This is a genomic window from Mesorhizobium sp. P3_A8 (assembly GCF_056402995.1).
This window is the reverse complement of record NZ_JBFUGI010000006.1, coordinates 69,935-87,417: the sequence shown is the minus strand read 5'-3', so window position 1 is coordinate 87,417 and position 17,483 is coordinate 69,935. Positions and strand designations below refer to the sequence as shown.

21 protein-coding genes are annotated in these 17,483 nt (G+C 63.2%); 5 read left to right on the top strand and 16 right to left on the bottom strand.

What is annotated here, in order from left to right; all coding sequences use genetic code 11:
- Nucleotides 1-83: 83 nt before the first annotated feature.
- Nucleotides 84-362, top strand: a complete 279-nt coding sequence (locus tag AC1DX4_RS15685) for a hypothetical protein (protein WP_477221178.1) — start codon at nucleotides 84-86, stop codon at nucleotides 360-362.
- Between the two features lie 91 nt (nucleotides 363-453).
- Here AC1DX4_RS15685 and AC1DX4_RS15680 read toward each other — a convergent pair whose 3' ends face one another.
- From AC1DX4_RS15680 to AC1DX4_RS15650, 7 genes are all read right to left on the bottom strand, one after another.
- On the bottom strand, nucleotides 454-756 hold the full coding sequence (locus AC1DX4_RS15680; RefSeq protein WP_477221177.1) for a hypothetical protein: 303 nt from the start codon (nucleotides 754-756) through the stop codon (nucleotides 454-456).
- 106 nt (nucleotides 757-862) lie between these two features.
- A complete protein-coding gene (locus AC1DX4_RS15675; RefSeq protein WP_027042329.1) occupies nucleotides 863-1,402 on the bottom strand; it encodes a MerR family transcriptional regulator in 540 nt (179 codons plus the stop codon).
- 213 nt (nucleotides 1,403-1,615) lie between these two features.
- Complete coding sequence (locus tag AC1DX4_RS15670; protein WP_010915609.1) at nucleotides 1,616-1,939, bottom strand: integration host factor subunit alpha; 324 nt, start codon at nucleotides 1,937-1,939, stop codon at nucleotides 1,616-1,618.
- A gap of 101 nt (nucleotides 1,940-2,040) precedes the next feature.
- Entirely contained in the window at nucleotides 2,041-3,012 is a 972-nt protein-coding gene (locus tag AC1DX4_RS15665; protein ID WP_477221176.1) for a beta-ketoacyl-ACP synthase III, read from the bottom strand.
- Nucleotides 3,013-3,021: 9 nt separating this feature from the next.
- Nucleotides 3,022-4,089, bottom strand: coding sequence for a phosphate acyltransferase PlsX (gene plsX / locus AC1DX4_RS15660; protein ID WP_477221175.1), 1,068 nt, complete (start codon nucleotides 4,087-4,089; stop codon nucleotides 3,022-3,024).
- Nucleotides 4,090-4,203: 114 nt separating this feature from the next.
- A complete protein-coding gene (locus AC1DX4_RS15655) occupies nucleotides 4,204-4,752 on the bottom strand; it encodes a YceD family protein (protein ID WP_477221174.1) in 549 nt (182 codons plus the stop codon).
- Nucleotides 4,752-5,297, bottom strand: coding sequence for a ubiquinol-cytochrome C chaperone family protein (locus AC1DX4_RS15650; protein ID WP_477221173.1), 546 nt, complete (start codon nucleotides 5,295-5,297; stop codon nucleotides 4,752-4,754). Before AC1DX4_RS15650 ends, AC1DX4_RS15655 begins: the two co-directional genes overlap by 1 nt.
- Before the next feature lie 114 nt (nucleotides 5,298-5,411).
- Here AC1DX4_RS15650 and AC1DX4_RS15645 point away from each other — a divergent pair, with 114 nt between their 5' ends.
- The 3 genes from AC1DX4_RS15645 (at nucleotide 5,412) to AC1DX4_RS15635 (ending at nucleotide 7,628) form a co-directional block, all read left to right on the top strand.
- Complete coding sequence (locus AC1DX4_RS15645) at nucleotides 5,412-5,927, top strand: outer membrane protein assembly factor BamE (RefSeq protein WP_475451193.1); 516 nt, start codon at nucleotides 5,412-5,414, stop codon at nucleotides 5,925-5,927.
- A gap of 158 nt (nucleotides 5,928-6,085) precedes the next feature.
- Nucleotides 6,086-6,631, top strand: coding sequence for a dTDP-4-dehydrorhamnose 3,5-epimerase family protein (locus AC1DX4_RS15640; RefSeq protein WP_477221172.1), 546 nt, complete (start codon nucleotides 6,086-6,088; stop codon nucleotides 6,629-6,631).
- A gap of 1 nt (nucleotide 6,632) precedes the next feature.
- Complete coding sequence (locus AC1DX4_RS15635; protein ID WP_477221171.1) at nucleotides 6,633-7,628, top strand: glycosyltransferase family 2 protein; 996 nt, start codon at nucleotides 6,633-6,635, stop codon at nucleotides 7,626-7,628.
- Nucleotides 7,629-7,714: 86 nt separating this feature from the next.
- Here the strand turns inward: AC1DX4_RS15635 and AC1DX4_RS15630 are convergent, their stop codons facing one another.
- The 8 genes from AC1DX4_RS15630 to ribH all read right to left on the bottom strand — a co-directional run bounded on the left by AC1DX4_RS15630 (nucleotide 7,715) and on the right by ribH (nucleotide 16,317).
- Nucleotides 7,715-9,856: a sodium-translocating pyrophosphatase gene (locus AC1DX4_RS15630; RefSeq protein ID WP_477221170.1), complete on the bottom strand. Its 2,142-nt coding sequence runs from the start codon at nucleotides 9,854-9,856 to the stop codon at nucleotides 7,715-7,717.
- Nucleotides 9,857-10,119: 263 nt separating this feature from the next.
- The gene (locus tag AC1DX4_RS15625; protein WP_477221169.1) at nucleotides 10,120-10,869 is read right to left on the bottom strand and encodes an ABC transporter permease; all 750 of its coding nucleotides are present in this window, start codon (nucleotides 10,867-10,869) and stop codon (nucleotides 10,120-10,122) included.
- Nucleotides 10,866-11,804 carry an ABC transporter ATP-binding protein gene (locus tag AC1DX4_RS15620; RefSeq protein ID WP_477221168.1) on the bottom strand — a complete coding sequence of 313 codons (939 nt, stop codon included), beginning with the start codon at nucleotides 11,802-11,804 and terminating at the stop codon, nucleotides 10,866-10,868. Before AC1DX4_RS15620 ends, AC1DX4_RS15625 begins: the two co-directional genes overlap by 4 nt.
- A complete protein-coding gene (locus AC1DX4_RS15615) occupies nucleotides 11,801-12,964 on the bottom strand; it encodes an ABC transporter permease (protein WP_477221167.1) in 1,164 nt (387 codons plus the stop codon). Before AC1DX4_RS15615 ends, AC1DX4_RS15620 begins: the two co-directional genes overlap by 4 nt.
- 55 nt (nucleotides 12,965-13,019) lie before the next feature.
- Complete coding sequence (gene osmF, locus AC1DX4_RS15610) at nucleotides 13,020-13,931, bottom strand: glycine betaine ABC transporter substrate-binding protein OsmF (RefSeq protein WP_477221166.1); 912 nt, start codon at nucleotides 13,929-13,931, stop codon at nucleotides 13,020-13,022.
- A gap of 180 nt (nucleotides 13,932-14,111) precedes the next feature.
- Nucleotides 14,112-15,329: an MFS transporter gene (locus tag AC1DX4_RS15605; protein WP_477221165.1), complete on the bottom strand. Its 1,218-nt coding sequence runs from the start codon at nucleotides 15,327-15,329 to the stop codon at nucleotides 14,112-14,114.
- Nucleotides 15,326-15,826, bottom strand: coding sequence for a transcription antitermination factor NusB (nusB, locus tag AC1DX4_RS15600; protein WP_477221164.1), 501 nt, complete (start codon nucleotides 15,824-15,826; stop codon nucleotides 15,326-15,328). The genes AC1DX4_RS15605 and nusB overlap by 4 nt, the downstream gene beginning before the upstream one ends.
- The gene (ribH, locus tag AC1DX4_RS15595) at nucleotides 15,823-16,317 is read right to left on the bottom strand and encodes a 6,7-dimethyl-8-ribityllumazine synthase (RefSeq protein ID WP_477221163.1); all 495 of its coding nucleotides are present in this window, start codon (nucleotides 16,315-16,317) and stop codon (nucleotides 15,823-15,825) included. Before ribH ends, nusB begins: the two co-directional genes overlap by 4 nt.
- Before the next feature lie 227 nt (nucleotides 16,318-16,544).
- Between ribH and AC1DX4_RS15590 the strand changes: the two genes are divergently transcribed.
- On the top strand, nucleotides 16,545-16,835 hold the full coding sequence (locus AC1DX4_RS15590; RefSeq protein WP_477221162.1) for a hypothetical protein: 291 nt from the start codon (nucleotides 16,545-16,547) through the stop codon (nucleotides 16,833-16,835).
- Between the two features lie 3 nt (nucleotides 16,836-16,838).
- On the opposite strand, the gene AC1DX4_RS15585 is transcribed toward AC1DX4_RS15590, so the two are convergent.
- On the bottom strand, nucleotides 16,839-17,456 hold the full coding sequence (locus tag AC1DX4_RS15585; RefSeq protein WP_477221161.1) for a riboflavin synthase: 618 nt from the start codon (nucleotides 17,454-17,456) through the stop codon (nucleotides 16,839-16,841).
- Nucleotides 17,457-17,483 lie beyond the last annotated feature (27 nt).

The following is a 17,483-nucleotide window of genomic DNA, read 5'->3' as shown; positions in this document are numbered from 1 at the left end:
GCCTGCATGGACGCCAGAACGGCGCTCCCTAACCAGATGGACGCCGGCAAGGCGATCCTCAATCGAACAGAAGGAAATGCTCAATGACCAACATCTCGAACTTCAAGCGCCTCTCGCTCGCCGCCGCCATCGCCATTTCGGCGATCGGCTCGATGTCGATGACGAATTCGGCTTTCGCCAATGGCACGCACCCCACCGGCGACGGCGGCGCGGTGTGTAAGGGCGCAGGGCACTGTCTGGTGCTCTCGATCGAGTGCAAGGGCACCTATACCGATGCCACCGACAAGAATGGCACGGTCTATGGCAAATGCAGCCAGACCGCGCAGGTTTCGCCGCAAGCCAAGATCAAGCTCGCGAAATAACCACCTGATAGCAATGAGAATGGCGGCTCGCCCTTCAGGTCGGCCGCCATTTTCTCAACTGAATTCCTGTCTTATGACCGAGGGGGCCCCCTCAGCGCCGGCTGAACAGCAGGCTGGCGACCAGGCCGAGCACCACAAGGCCAACCGCGGCGGCCGCCGCCGGATGGTCACGGGCCGATTTCTCCATCACCCTGCCCTGTTTGCGGATTGCCGGCATGGCATCGCGCAGACGTCCGGCAAGGTCGGAATATGTGTCGAGAGCGGCATCGCGGCCGTCTTCATAGTAAGCGCCACCCCGCTTCGACACGGCCTTGCGCAGCGTCGCGAGTTCCCTCGAGAGAGCCGCTATCTGCTTTTCGAGGTCGATGTCCGAAAGGGTCGAAAATGATGCCATCATGCGTTTCCTTGTCTTGCCGCAGGAAAGTCTTGCAGAAGGAAACGTAACGCCTCACCCCTCGGCGGGTTCCGGTCTTAAGGCTCCAAAGCGCTTCGCGCTGCGGTCAGCGCACCTGGTCAAGCAGGCGCTTGCATTCCAGGAGGTCGAACAGCGCCTCCTGCAGCAGCGCGCGATTGTCGCGCGAGAGTTTCGACGCGTCCGGTTGGACCGGACCTTCCTCGTCGCTCTTGCCCAGGCCGAAAAAGCGGCGGCTGGGCTTGACCCTCGGCTGGCCGACCAACTCATCATCGCCGCCGCGCGGCTGTGCTGCCGGCGTCAGCGGCACCTGGTCGGCCTGCTTTCGCTGCGAGATCGCCTCGACGGCGGCCATGTCGCCATTGCCGATGGCGACAAGGAAATGATTGCCGTTCTCGCGCAGCAGCTTCTGCACGCCCTTGATGGTGTAGCCCTGGTCGTAGAGCATGTGGCGGATGCCCTTGATCAGTTCTACATCCTGCGGCCGGTAGTAGCGACGGCCGCCGCCGCGCTTCATCGGCTTGATCTGGTTGAAGCGCGTTTCCCAGAAGCGCAGCACATGCTGCGGCAGATCGAGATCTTCAGCGACCTCGCTGATGGTGCGGAAGGCGTCAGGGCTCTTGTCCATGGGCGAAATCCTCACGCTGGAGCGTGATCCGGAACGGTATTCAGCGAGATCAGGCTCAACGAGGAGAGAGGCTCATACCGTTTGCGCCGAATGGATCATACGTTGAACACCAATCCGGCCATGCTGCCGAATCGGGCCTTATTTCAGCGGTTTGTGAAGCAATATTCAAGCCCGGCGTTATGGCGGGGCCGGTTTTCAACCGTACAATAGAGGCTATTTGCCGCCCTTGGCCTTGCTGTTCTGATGCGAGCGCAAGATGCGGTTCTTCAACACGTTCGATGACTTGAAGGTCATCACCCGGCGCGGCAGGATCGGCACCTCTTCACCGGTCTTGGGATTGCGCCCGATGCGCTCGTTCTTGGAGCGGACATGGAATGTCGCGAAGGACGACAGCTTTACCGTCTCGCCACGGACGATGGCTTCGCAGATTTCATCCAGCACAGCTTCAACGAGTTCGGCGGATTCAGTGCGCGACAGACCGACCTTTCGGTAGACGGCCTCAGCTAGGTCGGCACGCGTAAGTGTCTTTCCCCCCATGCGACCGTCCCATCAGTTCAAACATAAAATCGGCACAACAACGGCTGAGCCTAAGTAATTGATCCGGCAAGGTCAAGGACCGAAACCGGACCGTTCGGCACTTACCAGCGAACCAGAACGGCGCCCCAGGTGAAGCCGCCGCCCATCGCTTCCAGGAGGACGAGGTCGCCCTTCTTGATGCGGCCGTCGGCGACGGCCACCGACAGCGCCAGCGGCACGGAAGCAGCCGAGGTGTTACCGTGCAAATCGACCGTAACCACCACCTTTTGTTCGGCAATCCCGAGCTTCTTGGCCGAAGCGTCAATAATTCGTTTATTGGCCTGGTGCGGCACGAACCAGTCGAGATCGTCGGCTGATATGCCGGCGGCCGAGAAGGTCGCCTCGATGACATCGGTGATCATGCCGACCGCGTGCTTGAAGACTTCGCGGCCTTCCATCCTGAGGTGGCCGACGGTTCCCGTCGTGGATGGTCCGCCGTCGACAAAAAGCTTGTCCTTGTGCGCACCGTCTGAGCGCAGGCTGGCGGCCAGAACGCCGTGGTCGGCAATCGTACCGTCCCCCTCGCCTGCTTCCAGGATCAGTGCGCCGGCACCGTCGCCGAAAAGCACGCAGGTCGAGCGGTCGCTCCAGTCGAGGATGCGCGAGAATGTTTCCGAACCGATCACCAGCACGCGTTTTGCCAGGCCGCCACGGATGTAGAGATCGGCTGTCGTCACCGCATAGACGAAGCCCGAGCACACTGCCTGCATGTCGAAGGCAAAGCCGTGATGCATGCCGAGGCGGTTCTGGATCTCGACGGCGGTGGCCGGGAAAGTGTTGTTGGGCGTCGACGTCGCCAGCACGATCAGGTCGATATCGTCAGGCGTCAGCCCGGCATTGGCAAGGGCGGCGCGGGCCGCGGCCTCGCCCAGCGAAGCCGTCGTCTCGTCGTCTGCCGCGATATGACGCTGGCGGATGCCGGTGCGCTGGGCGATCCACTCGTCCGAGGTTTCGACCATGCCTTCGAAATCGGCATTCTTCATAATGCGGCGGGGCAGCGCGGCACCCGTGCCGCGCACGACTGATCTGATCAAAGTTGCTTCCTATTCCTTCGCGTCGGTACCGTCGGATTTCCGAGATGACAGGGCATGCGGGTTGCGCGCATGAAACAGGTCCAGGTCGGCTTCGATACGGTCGAGCAGATTGTTGCGCACCATGTCGTAGCCGAGCTCGATCGCCGCGGCAAAACCGTCCGAATCAGCACCGCCGTGGCTTTTGACGACGATGCCGTTCAGCCCCAGGAACACGCCGCCATTGGAGCGGCCGACATCCATCTTTTCGCGCAGGCGATCGAAGGCGCCCTTGGCGAAGATATAACCAATCTTGGCCATCAAGGTGCGGCTCATCGCGGCGCGCAGATATCCTGCGATCTGGCGCGCGGTGCCTTCGGCCGTCTTCAGCGCGATGTTGCCGGCGAAGCCTTCCGTCACCACAACGTCGACCGTGCCCTTGCCGATATCGTCGCCTTCGACAAAGCCATGATAGTTCATCGAGGCCATATTGGCCTCGCGCAGCATGCGTCCCGCTTCCTTGACCTCTTCCTGACCCTTGATCTCTTCGACGCCGACATTGAGCAGGCCGACGGTGGGCCGGTCGATGCCGAAGACGGAGCGCGCCATGCCGGTGCCGAGAATGGCAAAATCAATGAGCTGATGCGCGTCGGCGCCAATGGTGGCTCCGACGTCCAGAACCACGCTTTCACCGCGCAATGTCGGCCACAATGCCGCGATCGCCGGACGATCGATGGTGGCCATGGTGCGCAGGCAGAATTTCGACATCGCCATCAGCGCGCCGGTGTTGCCGGCGGAGATGCAGGCGTCCGCGGCGCCCGACTTGACCGCTTCGACAGCCTTCCACATCGACGACTTCCAGCGGCCATGGCGCAGTGCCTGGCTCGGCTTGTCGTCCATCCTGACCGCGATCTCGCAGTGGAAGAATTCACTCACCTCGGCCAGTTTGGGAAACTTGGCCAGTTCGGGGCGCACCAGTTCCTCACGCCCATAGATGACGAAGCGGATGTCGGGACGGCGGGTGGCGACCGTCATGAGCGCCGGAATGACCACGGCTGGTCCGTGATCGCCGCCCATGGCATCGATGGAAATCCTGATCACGCGGTATTCATCTCACGGGTTAGGCGGCAGGTCGCTTTAGTGGTCGCGAAGGTTCGGCGAAAATAGCGGTTTTGACTTTTCACACAACCGACTTTTCCATTGCGGGCGAGGTTTTCAGGATTTTCCCAGCAAGGATCGCAGTTTTTGCTGAAATTCATTCTCCGCCGCTTCGGTTTCACCGCCGGCATTGAGCGACGCGCCCGACTTGCGCGGATAAGGGTCGATCGCCAGTCCGAAGAACTGTTCGGCAAGCGCCCCGACATCGATGATGTCACCGGAGAATGTTTCGGGACTGTAAGGGCCGTCCGCGTCGAGCAGGATCTCGCCGCCGCCGTCGAACCCCTGCCGTCCAAGCTTGGACTCCTCGGGCAGCAGGAGTGCTTCGACCGGCTCGTCGATATGCGCCTGGACGGGATCGAGCGTGACGATGCAGGCCTGCGTGATATCGGCTTCGACGCGGCCGCTGACCTTCACGCCATTGCGTTTCCAGGAGGCCACAAGAAGGTCGGCGCGATAGGATTCAACGGAGAGCAGCCCGTGCTCCTCGGCGAGTGCCACGCGCTGTGCTGCGTCGGCCTCGATCACCACCGGCAGGCCCTTATTCGGCAGACGCGCGACGTTCGCGAAAAAGGCAACCGGGCTCTGCGGATCAGCATGTTTCATCAAGCACCTCCCTTGGCGAGCGGAAACGCCGCCGTGCCGGAAACGATAGATTCGGACGGCTGCGCGGCCAGCTGCCGGCAGGCATCGGCGACATAGTCGGCCAATTGCGGCGCCTCCGGCCATATGCCGGCATCGGGCCGGACATTGCGCGCAAGTGCTGCGGTCAGTCCGTCACGATCGTTCCGTTCCAGCGCATCATCATAGGCGGCGGTGCGGCCATAAAACATCTTCGCCAGTTTCTTCATACGCTTGGGCACGCCGACGTCACCAATGCCCAGTTCCCGCAGCGAATGGTCGACGTCGAGGAAGAACTCGTCGATCAGCACCTGGGCGATCTCCTGCGCCACACCGTCCTCGCCACGCAAGCGATGCTGGAACAGGAACATATGCAGCGAAAGCATCTCGAAACGGCCGAGCGGCGTGTCCGGCACATTCCAGCGGGAATAAAATACACTCTGCCGCGCCGCCGCCACGATTTGTGCGTACAGCGCGTCCGTGATGGTGCGGTTGGCGTGGCGTTCGCGACCAAAAAGGCGCTGGAACATGGGGATGGTCTCCGGGGACCGTTTGTTGAATTGGCCTTGTTGCATCGGCAAGCAAGCTGGTTTACCGGTTTTGCGGCCCAGCGCAAGTTGCGGCGATATAATGGAGAATTGTTGTTGCGCGCGCTGAATTTCAAGTCGACCTTCTCGTCCAGGCCCGCCGGCGCGATCTCGCTGCTGCTCGTCATATCGGCGCTCTCGGCATGTCATACCAACAAGATGTTCGGCGACCTCAGTCCGAGCGAGACGCTGACGCAAGGCTATGTTTACGACCAGCAGGCCGTCGATTCGGTGCCCGTCGGCTCCAGCCGCGAGCAGGTGCTTCTGGCGCTTGGCACGCCGTCGACCACGGCGACTTTCGACAACGAGGCGTTTTATTACATTTCGCAAACGCGCAAGCGCTATGTCGCCTTCGCCAAGCCCAGGCTCGTCGACCAGAAGGTGCTGGCGGTCTATTTCGGCGCCGATGGTCGCGTCACCCAGATCGCCAATTACGGCTTGAAGGACGGCAAGATTTTCGACTTCATCTCGCGCACCACGCCGACTGGCGGCAAGGACCAGAACTTCCTCAGCCAGATCATCAACGGCGCCAGCAAGCTGGCGCCCGGCATCCCCGGCGGCGGCACTCCCTGATCATCAGACCCTGCTTCCCCACGGGGAAAACAGCAACATCTCAGGCGACCGAAAACCCGCGGGAGCAATCCTGCGGGTTTTTGTTTGGCCAAGGCAGGCCCGGCTTGCCAGCAATGGGGCAAGCCCTTATCAAATCCCAGGGCTTTGGGGTTTTGAAAATGAGCAGTGGCGAACGCGTAGCACCAGACGGCTGGATGGCCACGGGAACACCCGACCGGCAGACCGTGACACCTGATTGGCTTGCCATCGACCCTCCGGCGATCGACGGCGTCAAGATCAAGGAAATCAGGCCGGTCGCGACGTCGAACGGCTATCTCACCGAGGTTTTCCGGGACGAGTGGGATCTCGATCAATTGCCCGTCGGCCAGGTCTTCCAGCGCACGATGTATCCGGGTGCGGTGACCGGCTGGCATGCACACAAGGTGACGCAGGATCGGCTTTTCTGTTGTGTCGGCAGTGTGCGCATATCGCTCTATGACGGCCGAAAGGCTTCGCCCAGCTTCGGTACGGTCTGGCACAAGATCGTCGGCGCCTTGCGGCCGGCGATCGTCATCATCCCGCCCGGCGTGTGGCATGGCGTGACGGCGCTAGGGCCGGAGATCGCGCTGCTGCTCAATCTCGTCGACAAGGCCTATGCGTATGACGCACCGGACCATTGGCGCCTGCCGCCGGACACGGATCAGATCCCCTATAGACTGGTGTAGCGTGGAACTGTGCGGCCAGTCCGATGCAACCGGGCAGAACGCGCCGCTCGTGTCGGTGGTGATCGCAACCCACAACCGCCCCGCCGCCTTGCGGCAGGCGCTGCGCAGCGTGCTGGGCCAGACCCTGCAGGACTTTGAAATTCTGGTGATCGGCGATGCCTGTCGCCCCGACACGGCGGCGCTCATCGCCGAATTTGCCGATCCGCGCATCGTCTATATCGACCTGCCGGTCAATTTCGGCGAGCAATCCGGCCCCAACAATATCGGCTTTGCCCGGGCACGCGGCCGGTTCGTCGCCTTGCTCAACCATGACGACCTCTGGTTTCCGGACCATCTCGCGGCGACCACGGGATGGATCGACGCGACCAACGCCGACGTTGTGATCGCGCGCGGTGCCGTTGTCGAGCCGCCGTCGGCCGATGGCAAGCCCGTCAAGAACTCGATATTCGGGATCGGCAAGGACGGCTTCTATGACCCCGCGTCGACGACTGGATTCGGATCGGCCCAGATCGTACGGCGGACGTCATTGAACCGGTTGGGGTCCTGGCGCCCGGCCGGCCAGTGCTTCTGCGAATCATCGCAAGACTGGTTGTTCCGGGCCTGGCGAAAGGGGGCGGTCATCGCGACAATACCCCACCTGACCGTGCTCAAACTGCATTCCGGCGTTCGCAAGGGCAGCTATGTCGGCGATACAGCGACGGAGCAGGAGGAACTCTTCAACGCAATGCACATGCCGGACGCCCTGCGTGCGACGGTCCTTGCCACGGCCGAAGCGCCCCGCTCGAGCCGGTATACCTACCTCAGGCGCAGGTTCCTGGCCGCCTGCGGTATCCATCCGAGGGCCCGGTCCTTTCGCCACAAGCATGGACGCGGCGCCTTTATCGCCCGGCTGCGCGAGATACGCGGCCTCGCACCAATGCCGGAGCGCGAGCCGGGCGTGGAAGAGTTGCTCACGCTCTATCGCAGCCGGATAGACGCAAACGCCAAGGACGATTGAAAGCACCCTCCCCGACCCGAAACAGCAGTCTCAATGAAAAACCCGCGGGGATCGCTCCCCGCGGGTTTCATTTTTCGACCGCTCTCTCAGCCGTGCGCGAGCACGGCGAGCAGCAGGAGCGCCACGATGTTGGTGATCTTGATCGCCGGGTTGACCGCCGGGCCAGCGGTGTCCTTGTAGGGATCGCCCACCGTATCGCCGGTCACCGAAGCCTTGTGCGCCTCGGAGCCCTTCAGGTGCTTGACGCCGTCCTTGTCGACGAAGCCGTCCTCGAACGACTTTTTCGCATTGTCCCAGGCGCCGCCGCCCGAGGTCATCGAGATGGCGACGAACAGGCCGTTGACGATGACGCCGAGCAGCGAGGCGCCGAGAGCCGCGAAGGCCGAGGCCTTCGAACCCGAGATCAGCAGCACGCCGAAATAGACGACGAGCGGCGCCAGGACCGGCAGCAGCGACGGGATGATCATTTCCCGGATCGCCGCCTTGGTCAGAAGGTCGACCGCACGCGCATAGTTCGGCTTGGAGGTGCCGGCCATGATGCCCGGATCCTCGCGGAACTGCTTGCGCACTTCCTCGACGATGGCGCCCGCAGCGCGGCCGACGGCCGTCATGGCGATGCCGCCGAACAGATACGGAATCAGGCCGCCGAAGATCAGGCCCGCGACGACGTAGGGGTTGGAGAGATCGAAGGAGATATCGCCCATGCCCTGGAAGTAGGGATATTTGTCGCCATTGGCGGCAAAGAACTTCAGGTCGTTGGAGTAAGCGGCAAACAGCACCAGTGCGCCGAGACCGGCCGAGCCGATGGCATAGCCCTTGGTCACCGCCTTGGTGGTGTTGCCGACCGCGTCGAGCGCGTCGGTGGAGTGGCGCACTTCCTTGGGCAGGCCGGCCATTTCGGCAATGCCGCCGGCATTGTCGGTGACCGGGCCGAAGGCGTCGAGCGCAACGATCATGCCGGCGAGGCCGAGCATCGTCGTCACCGCGATCGCCGTGCCGAATAGACCTGCGAGCTGATAGGTCGAGATGATGCCGCCGACGATGACGATCGCCGGCAGTGCCGTCGATTCCAGCGAGACCGCAAGGCCCTGGATGACGTTGGTGCCGTGGCCGGTCACCGAGGCCTGGGCGATGGAGTTGACCGGGCGTTTGCCGGTGCCGGTGTAGTACTCGGTGATCACCACGATGAGGCCGGTCACCACGAGGCCGACGAGGCCGCAGATGAACAGGTTCTTGCCGGTGATGATCATGCCGGCAACGGTGCCAATCTCGCCCCAGCCGACCGTAGCGGAGGTGGCGACGGCGAGGCCGACGATCGACAGCAGGCCGGTGACGATCAGGCCCTTGTAGAGCGCGCCCATGATCGAGCCGTTCGAGCCGAGCTTGACGAAGAAGGTGCCGACGATCGAGGTCAGGATGCAGGCGCCGCAAATGGCGAGCGGATACAGCATCGCAGTCTGCAGAACGGCGGTACCGCCGAAGAAGATGGCGCCAAGCACCATGGTGGCGACGACCGTCACCGCATAGGTCTCGAACAGGTCGGCGGCCATGCCGGCGCAGTCGCCGACATTGTCGCCGACATTGTCGGCGATGGTGGCCGGGTTGCGCGGATCGTCTTCAGGGATACCGGCTTCGACCTTGCCGACGAGATCGCCGCCAACGTCGGCGCCTTTGGTGAAGATGCCGCCGCCGAGACGGGCGAAGATCGAGATCAGCGAAGCGCCGAAGCCGAGCGAGACCAGCGAGTCGATGACAATGCGGTCGTTGGGTTGCAGGCCCATGAAATGGGTCAGGATGAGATAGTAGATCGAGACGCCGAGCAGCGCCAAGCCAGCCACCAGCATGCCGGTGATGGCGCCCGACTTGAAGGCGATGTCCAGACCGGCGGCGAGGCTGTTGGAAGCCGCCTGGGCCGTGCGCACATTGGCCCGCACCGAAACATGCATGCCGATGAAGCCGGCGGCGCCCGACAGGACGGCGCCGATCAGGAAGCCGATCGCGGCGGTAATGGAAAGCAGCCACCAAGCGAGCACGAGCACGACCACGCCGACGATGGCGATGGTGGTGTACTGGCGCGCCAGATAGGCTTGCGCGCCTTCGCGGATGGCAGCGGAGATTTCCTGCATGCGTGCATTGCCCTGATCGGCCGCAAGGACCGAACGTGTCGCCCAGATGGCGTAAAGGACAGAAAGCAAGCCGCAGGCGATGACGGCGTAAAGTATGGTCATTGCCGAATTTTCCTCGATTGCTGGCCCAAAAGAACCCCTCCCTGGGCCGTTGAGACAAAGACCGGAATCCGCGCACGGAATCCACCTCTTCGCACCGGTGTATGCGAAACAGGGCTCGGAACGTCAAGATATTGTTCGGTTTTTGCCCGGCTTTCGCCGAAAAGACAAAAGCCGCGGCGACCCTGCCGGCATGGCCCTTGATTTAGATCGATTGAAATGACGCAAGGGGATCATGCCGACAAGACCACCACATGCCCCGGGGACTACTCCGCCTCGCGCCCCATCCGCCGCGCCGCATAGCGCTCGACCGCCGACAGCCCGTCATAGATCAGCACGGCAAGGGCCGCCACGATCAGGCCGCCCTGCAGGATGAAAGCGAGATTGTTGGACAGCAGGCCAGCGATAATCACCTCGCCCAACGTCTTGGCAGCCACCGTCGAGCCGATGGTGGCGGTGGCAAGGCCGATGACAACCGACAACCGGATGCCGCCCAGGATGATCGGTGCGCTGAGCGGCAACTCGACCTTGGTGAGCCTTTGCCAGCCGGTCATGCCGGCGCCACGCGCAGCCTCCATCACATTGGCCGGCAGCGTCGTCAGCCCGGTCAGCGCGTTCTCGAAGATCGGCAGCAGGCCATAGAGAAACAGCGCGATCAGCGTCGGCCATTCGCCAAAACCTACTGCCGGAACGGCAAGCGCCAGCACCGCCACCGGCGGAAAGGTCTGGCCAATGTTGACCAGGCTACGCGACAGCGGCAGGAATTCCGCCCCAACGGGCCTCGTGACCAGGATGGCAAGCGCGACGGCAACGATGGTTGCAGCCACAGTGGCGATCAGCACGGTGCCCAGATGCAACAGCGTCAAGGTCAGCAGGCTGCCCTGATTGTAGATCACCGGCGCATTGTTCTCTGTCAACGGTTTCAGCAACGGCTCGAACCAGCCGGGGTTGGTGAGGAAGGCGACGAGCAGCGCTGCAAGGGCAAGTCGCAGCAGCGCCGGCAGCCAGGCTTTCATGCCGGCCTCGCCGCGCGCTTGACCAGCCCGTCCACCGTGACCCGGCCGAGCGGCTTGCCATCGGCGCCTTTCACCGGCAGCGCCGGCCGGCCCGACCAGAGGAGTTCAGCCAGCGCATCGCGCTGGCTGGCATCGCCAGGGATTGCCTCCCCTTCCGCAGAGCCGATTTCCACCGCATCGCGAACCCGGCCGAGCGACAACAGCCTGAACGGCCTTTCGCTGGCGCCGACCAGGGTCTCGACGAAGCTGCTGGCCGGGTTCGCCAGGATCTCGGCGGGTTTGGCGTATTGCACCAGCTTGCCGGCATCCATCACCGCGATCTTGTCGCCCATGTGCACGGCCTCTTCCATGTCGTGGGTGACGAGGATGATGGTGGTGCCGAAGCGCTTCTGGATCGCCAGCAGGTCTTCCTGCGCCTTGGTGCGGATGATCGGGTCGAGCGCGCCGAACGGCTCGTCCATCAAAAGCACGTTGGGCTCGGCGGCGAGCGCGCGGGCGACGCCGACGCGCTGCTGCTGGCCACCGGACAGTTCGTGCGGATAGCGTGGCCCGTAAGCCTGCGGATCGAGCTGGTAGAGCGTCATCAACTCATCGACGCGGGCGTCGATGCGGGCTTTGTCCCAGCCGAGCAGCACCGGCACGGTGGCAATGTTCTGCGCCACGGTGCGATGCGGAAACAGGCCGTGGCCCTGGATGGCATAGCCGATGCTGCGGCGCAGTTCGTAACCGGGCACCGAACGATTGTCGGCGCCGTCGAGCTTGATGATGCCTGATGTCGGTTCGACCAGCCGGTTGATCATGCGCAGCAGCGTCGTCTTGCCCGAACCGGAGGTGCCGACAATGACGCAAACCGTGCGCGGCTCGATGACCATCGATACGTCGTCGACCACCGTTGTCGCGTCATAAACCTTGGTAATGCCTTCGATCTCGATCATGCCGTTTCAACCCTGCGCTTGGTGGCAGTCATTTCGATCACCGCGTCGAGGATGATGGCGGCGGCGAAGGCGAGCGCGACCGTCGGCACCGCACCGAGCAGCACCAGATCCATCGCCGTCTGGCCGACACCCTGGAAGACGAACACGCCGAAGCCGCCGCCGCCGATCAGGGCGGCGATGGTGGCAAGGCCGATATTCTGCACCAGCACGATGCGGATGCCGGTGAGGATCACCGGAAAGGCCAGCGGAAACTCGACGCCGAACAGGCGCTGGCGGTCGGTCATGCCCATGCCACGCGCCGCGTCGTTGGCGGCACGCGGCACGCCGGCGAGACCGACCACGGTGTTGGCCACCACCGGCAGCAGCGAATAGAGGAACAGGGCGACAAAGGCAGGTGCCGTGCCAATGCCGCGAATGCCGAGCGCGGCCGCCCCCGGCACGTGGATGGAGACCCAGCCGAGCGGCGCGATCAGCAGGCCAAACAGCGCGATCGAGGGAATGGTCTGGATGATGTTGAGCACGTTGAGCACGCCGGCCCGCAGCCTTTCGACGCGGTGGCACAGGATGCCGAGCGGCAGGCCGACGATGACCGCGGCGGCCAGCGAACCGAGCGCCAGCGTCACATGCTTGGTGCCTTCGGCCCAGAAACTGTCGGCGCGGTTGAAATATTCTTTCAGGATCGACAGATTGTCCCAGCTTCCCGACATCAACAGCAGGCCGATCGCCAAAGCCGCAACGACAAGCACGCCAACTCGCGCCAAGGGCGACAGGTTCAGCCTTGTCAGCACGTCAGCCAACACAATCGTGAAGGCAAAAATCAGTATCCAGAAACCGGAAGCGGGGGACACTCTGGCGAAGGTGTTGCCAGCCGGCGTGAGAAATGTGCCGGCGACGCCGATCAACAGCGCGAGTGCGACAAGTGCCACCACGCTGGCGGCGAGGCGCAGCACGAGCGGTGTCCTGAACAGAGCTATGAGCGCAGCGGCGACGATGACGGCGAACAGCAACCATCCTGTGGTTGCCGGCAACGCCTCAAGAATCGAGCGCGCCTGACCCGGCACGATGCGGTTGGCGCGGAACGTGGCGAAGGGGGCGAGGAACGCCGCATAGGCCGCGATCGCCGCGATGACCACGCCGAGCTTGTCGAAGCGGATATTCACGCCCTCCCCCGTCGGTCGTTCCGGCGCGCCACGCGAGCGGCGCGCCGGAATCGTCCTACTTCAGAAAGCCATTCTTCTTCAGGAAGTCCTCGGCGACGCCCTTGACCGGCTCGCCGCCGACCTGCACGCGGCCGTTCAGCTCCTGCAGCGTGACGAGGTCGAGCTTGGCGAAGACCGGCTTCAGCAGTGTCTCGATCTCCGGATGTTCCTTGAGCACGGATTCGCGGATGATCGGCGCCGGCTGGTAGACCGGCTGCACGCCCTTGTCGTCCTCAAGCACGACCAGGCCGGACGGCGCGATGCCACCGTCGGTGCCATAGACCATGGCGGCGTTGGCACCGCTGGTCTGGTTGGCCGCGGCGGCGATGGTCGCCGCCGTGTCGCCACCGGAGAGCGTGATCAACTGCTCGGGCTTCAGCTTGAAGCCATAGGTGGTCTGGAAGGCCGGCAGTGCCGCCGCCGAATTGACGAATTCGGCCGAGGCCGCCAGCACCACCTGGCCGCCGCCGGCGACATACTTGCCGAAGTCGGAAAGCGTGGCGAGCTTGTTGGCGTCAGTCACTTCCTTGCGCAGCGCGATCGCCCAGGTGTTGTTGGCCGGCGCCGGCGACAGCCAGACGATCTTGTTGGCGTCATAGTCGAGCTTCTTGGCCGTCTCATAGGCCTTGGCGGCATCCTTCCAGACCGGGTCATCGGCCTTCTCGAAGAAGAAGGCGGCATTGCCTGTGTATTCGGGATAGATGTCGATCTCGCCGGCGGTGATCGCCTTGCGCACCACCGGCGTGCCGCCGAGCTGGATGCGGTCGGTGGTCTTGATGTTATTGGCGTTGAGAACGAGTTGGATGATGTTGCCGAGCACGCCACCCTCGGTATCGATCTTCGAGGAGACGACCACCTGAGCACTGGCGGAAGCCGCTGTGATGGCCAGCGCCAATGCCGCGCCGGCGAAAACCTTGACTGAAAACATTGTGAAAACCCCTTGCTGTGAACCGGAATGCGGTGGCCGCATATGAGCATGGCTTCAACGGCCAGTCGGGGCACACGGTTTCATAACAATAGGTACAGACGCAATAATTTTGTTTCGGCGCGGCAAATTCAACTGAAGCAATCCTGACAGCATCATGTCAGATCGACAGCAGTTCCAGGATCAGGCGCTCGCCTTGCGCAGAGCCGTCATCTTGAGCGCGCCGAGTGCGACGAAGCACAGAACGGTGACCGGAAAGATCATCCAGTTCAGCATCTCCCAGCCGAAGGCGTTGTAGACCATGCCCGACAGCAGCGACGCGCAGGCGACAGAGCCGAACAGGACGAAGTCGTGAAAACCCTGCACCTTGCCCTTTTCCGACGGCCGGTAGCTGGCCGCCACCATAGCGGTGGCGCCGATGAAGCTGAAATTCCAGCCAAGGCCGAGCAGGATCAGCGACGTCCAGAATTGCCACAGCGCCAGCCCCGACAATGCGACAATGGCGCAGCCGATGAGCAGGATCAGGCCGACAGCGACAATGCGCTCGGCGCCGAAGCGATGGATCAGCGAGCCGGTGAAGAAGCTCGGCGCGAACATCGCCATGACGTGCCATGAGATGCCCAGCGTCGCATCATCTTCCGACAGGCCGCAGCCGACCATGGCCAGCGGTGCGCCAGTCATGACGAAGCTCATCAGCGCATAGCTGCCGACAGCGCAAAACAGCGCGGCGACGAAGCGCGGTTTGGTGACGATTTCGGACAACGGTCTGGCATCGCCTTCGGCGATGTCGACCTTACTCTCGGCCTTCGCCGGCAGGCGCAGAAACGATAGGATAAAGGCGCCAACCGCGGCCAGCGGCAGAATGGAAGCGAACGAGCCGGCAAACATCACCGGCGCGAACAGTTCACGGGTGAAGATGACGATCTGCGGCCCAAGGACGGCGGTGATGATCCCGCCGGCCAGCACGAAGGAGATGGCGCGCGCCTTGAACTCCGGCGGCGCATTGTCGGCGGCGGCGAAGCGGAACTGCTGGACGAAGGCGCCACCGATGCCGATCACCAGCAGCGCAAATGCGAAGAGCCAGAAGCTGCCGTGGAAAAGCGCCAGTGTGGCAATCAGGCCGCCAAGCGCGGTGACGACGGTTCCGGTCATGAAGCCGCCACGCTGGCCCAGCCAGCGGATAATGGCCGCGGCCGGCAAGGCGCCGAGCGCCACGCCAAGGTTGAAGCCGGTGATCGGCGCCGTCGCCAGCGATTTGTCGGCACCGAGCAGGTATTGCCCGGCCAACGCGCCCATCGAAATGGCGATGGGCGCCGCCGAGCCGATGATCGCCTGCGAGGCGGCCAGGATCAGCGCGGTGCGCCGCGCATCCCTAGGCCGCTCGACGGCGATGGCCGTCACGATGCGTCCTTGCCGCGCCCCTCGCCGCGCACCCGGCGTGACACGCGGTCGAGCACGGCATTGACCAGCTTCGGCTCGTCTTCCTCGTAGAAGGCCTTGGCGATGTCGACATATTCCGAAACGATGACCGCCACCGGCACGTCTTCACGCTTCATCAATTCATAGACGCCGGCACGCAGGATGGCGCGCAGCGTCGAATCGAGCCTCGACAGCGGCCAGTCCTCGGTCAGCGCCTGGCGAATGATTGGATCGATATTCTTCTGGTCCTCGACGACGCCGGCCAGGATGGCGCGGAACCATTGGGCATCCGCCTCGCGATAGAGCGCGCCGTCAACTTCCTTGCCGAGGCGAAACGCCTCATATTCGGCGGTGATCTCGAAGACGCCGCTGCCGGCGACATCCATCTGATAGAGCGCCTGCACGGCCGCCAGACGGGCGGCGCCGCGCTTGTTGGCGTGGCGCACCGCGGGCTGTCCGGGCGAAGCAGGCTCGCTCACGATCGCGCTCCGAATTGTTCCTTCAGCGCAATCATGGTCAGCGCCGCACGCGCGGCAAAGCCGCCCTTGTCGCCTTCCGAGCGCTTGGCCCGCGTCCATGCCTGTGCATCGTTCTCGGTGGTCAGGATGCCGTTGCCGATGCAGACCGAGTCCTGCACGGACAGGTCCATGAGCGCACGGCTGGATTCATTGGCGACGATGTCGAAATGATAGGTGTCGCCGCGAACGACGGTGCCGAGCGCAACGAAACCGTCGTAATTTGTGCCGCCCTCCGCCGCGCCGTCCAGCGCGAAGGTGATCACCGCGGGAATTTCGAGCGAACCTGGAACGGTGACGACGTCGTAGGTCGCGCCCGCTTCATCGAGCGCGGTTGTGGCGCCGTCGAGCAGCGCGTCGGCAAGGTCGTCGTGAAAGCGCGCTTCGACAATCAGCAGATGCGCCTTCGCCTTCGGACGAATGAAGGCTTTGCCGTGTTGGGATGTGCCTGCCATAAAAATCTCCGGGGGGTTGCCGGTGACTTAGGCCGAAGCCGCGGAGTTCGCAAGCTTTGTCGGAAGGCCAGGTCCAATTTCCGGACGGCTGCAGTGCCTAGCGACTTAGACGGTTCGTCGCCCCTGCCGAGCGACAAAGACCATGATGTCGTCAAACATCGCTTCGAAGAAACCGTGAGCGCCTTCGGCTTGGCGAAGTTCGCCAACAAGTTCCAAACAGAATCCATATGGATCGCACCGTGGACGCGCGCGATATGGCCCAATCCTGTGATGGAAATCCTTCGGACATCCGGATCGGGAGAACGGGCGTATTTGAAGCAAACAGCTTGCGCAAAACGCCAGTCGTCGTGCCACGAGATGCTGAGTATCGCCCGGATCCGCTCCTCGACATCATCGGAAAGCAGATCTTTGTAGGTCTTGGAGCTGTCGAGGTCTCTGACCGCTTCGTAGACAAGGTTTTCAGTATCTTCGATCAATTTGCTGCCTTCGGGACGGCTCGCGGAATATTGACCATGTGACCGCTACAAGCCCTCTTTCGCCGCCTCCGCCAGCCGCGCGGCGTAGCGGGCCATGGTGTCGATCTCGAGGTTGACGCGGTCGCCGGCCTTGCGCTCGCCCCAGGTGGTCACAGTCAGCGAGTGGTGGATCAACAGCACGTCGAAGCGGGTGCCTTCGACCTTGTTGACGGTGAGCGAGGTGCCGTCGAGCGCCACGGAGCCTTTCGGCGCAATGAATTTCGCCAGATGGCGCGGCGCCTCCAGCGTGAAGCGCACTGCATCGCCCTCATCCTTGCGCTCGACGATCTCGGCGGTGCCGTCGACATGGCCAGACACGATGTGGCCGCCGAGCTCGTCGCCGATCTTCAGCGCCCGCTCGAGATTGACCTTGCTGCCGGATTTCCAGATCGAAGCCGTGGTCAGCCGCAAGGCTTCTTCCCAGGCCTCGACCTCGAACCAGCGCGCATTCGAGCCATGGTCAGGCAAAGCCGTGACCGTCAGGCAGACGCCGCCGCAGGAGATCGAGGCGCCGATGGCGATGGTCGCGGGATCATAGGCGGTGTCGATGCGCAAGCCGACGCCTTCGCTGAGCGGCTTGACGACCGCGACGGTGCCGATATCGGTGACAATTCCGGTAAACATCGATGCTATCTTCCCGTTTTGACCTTG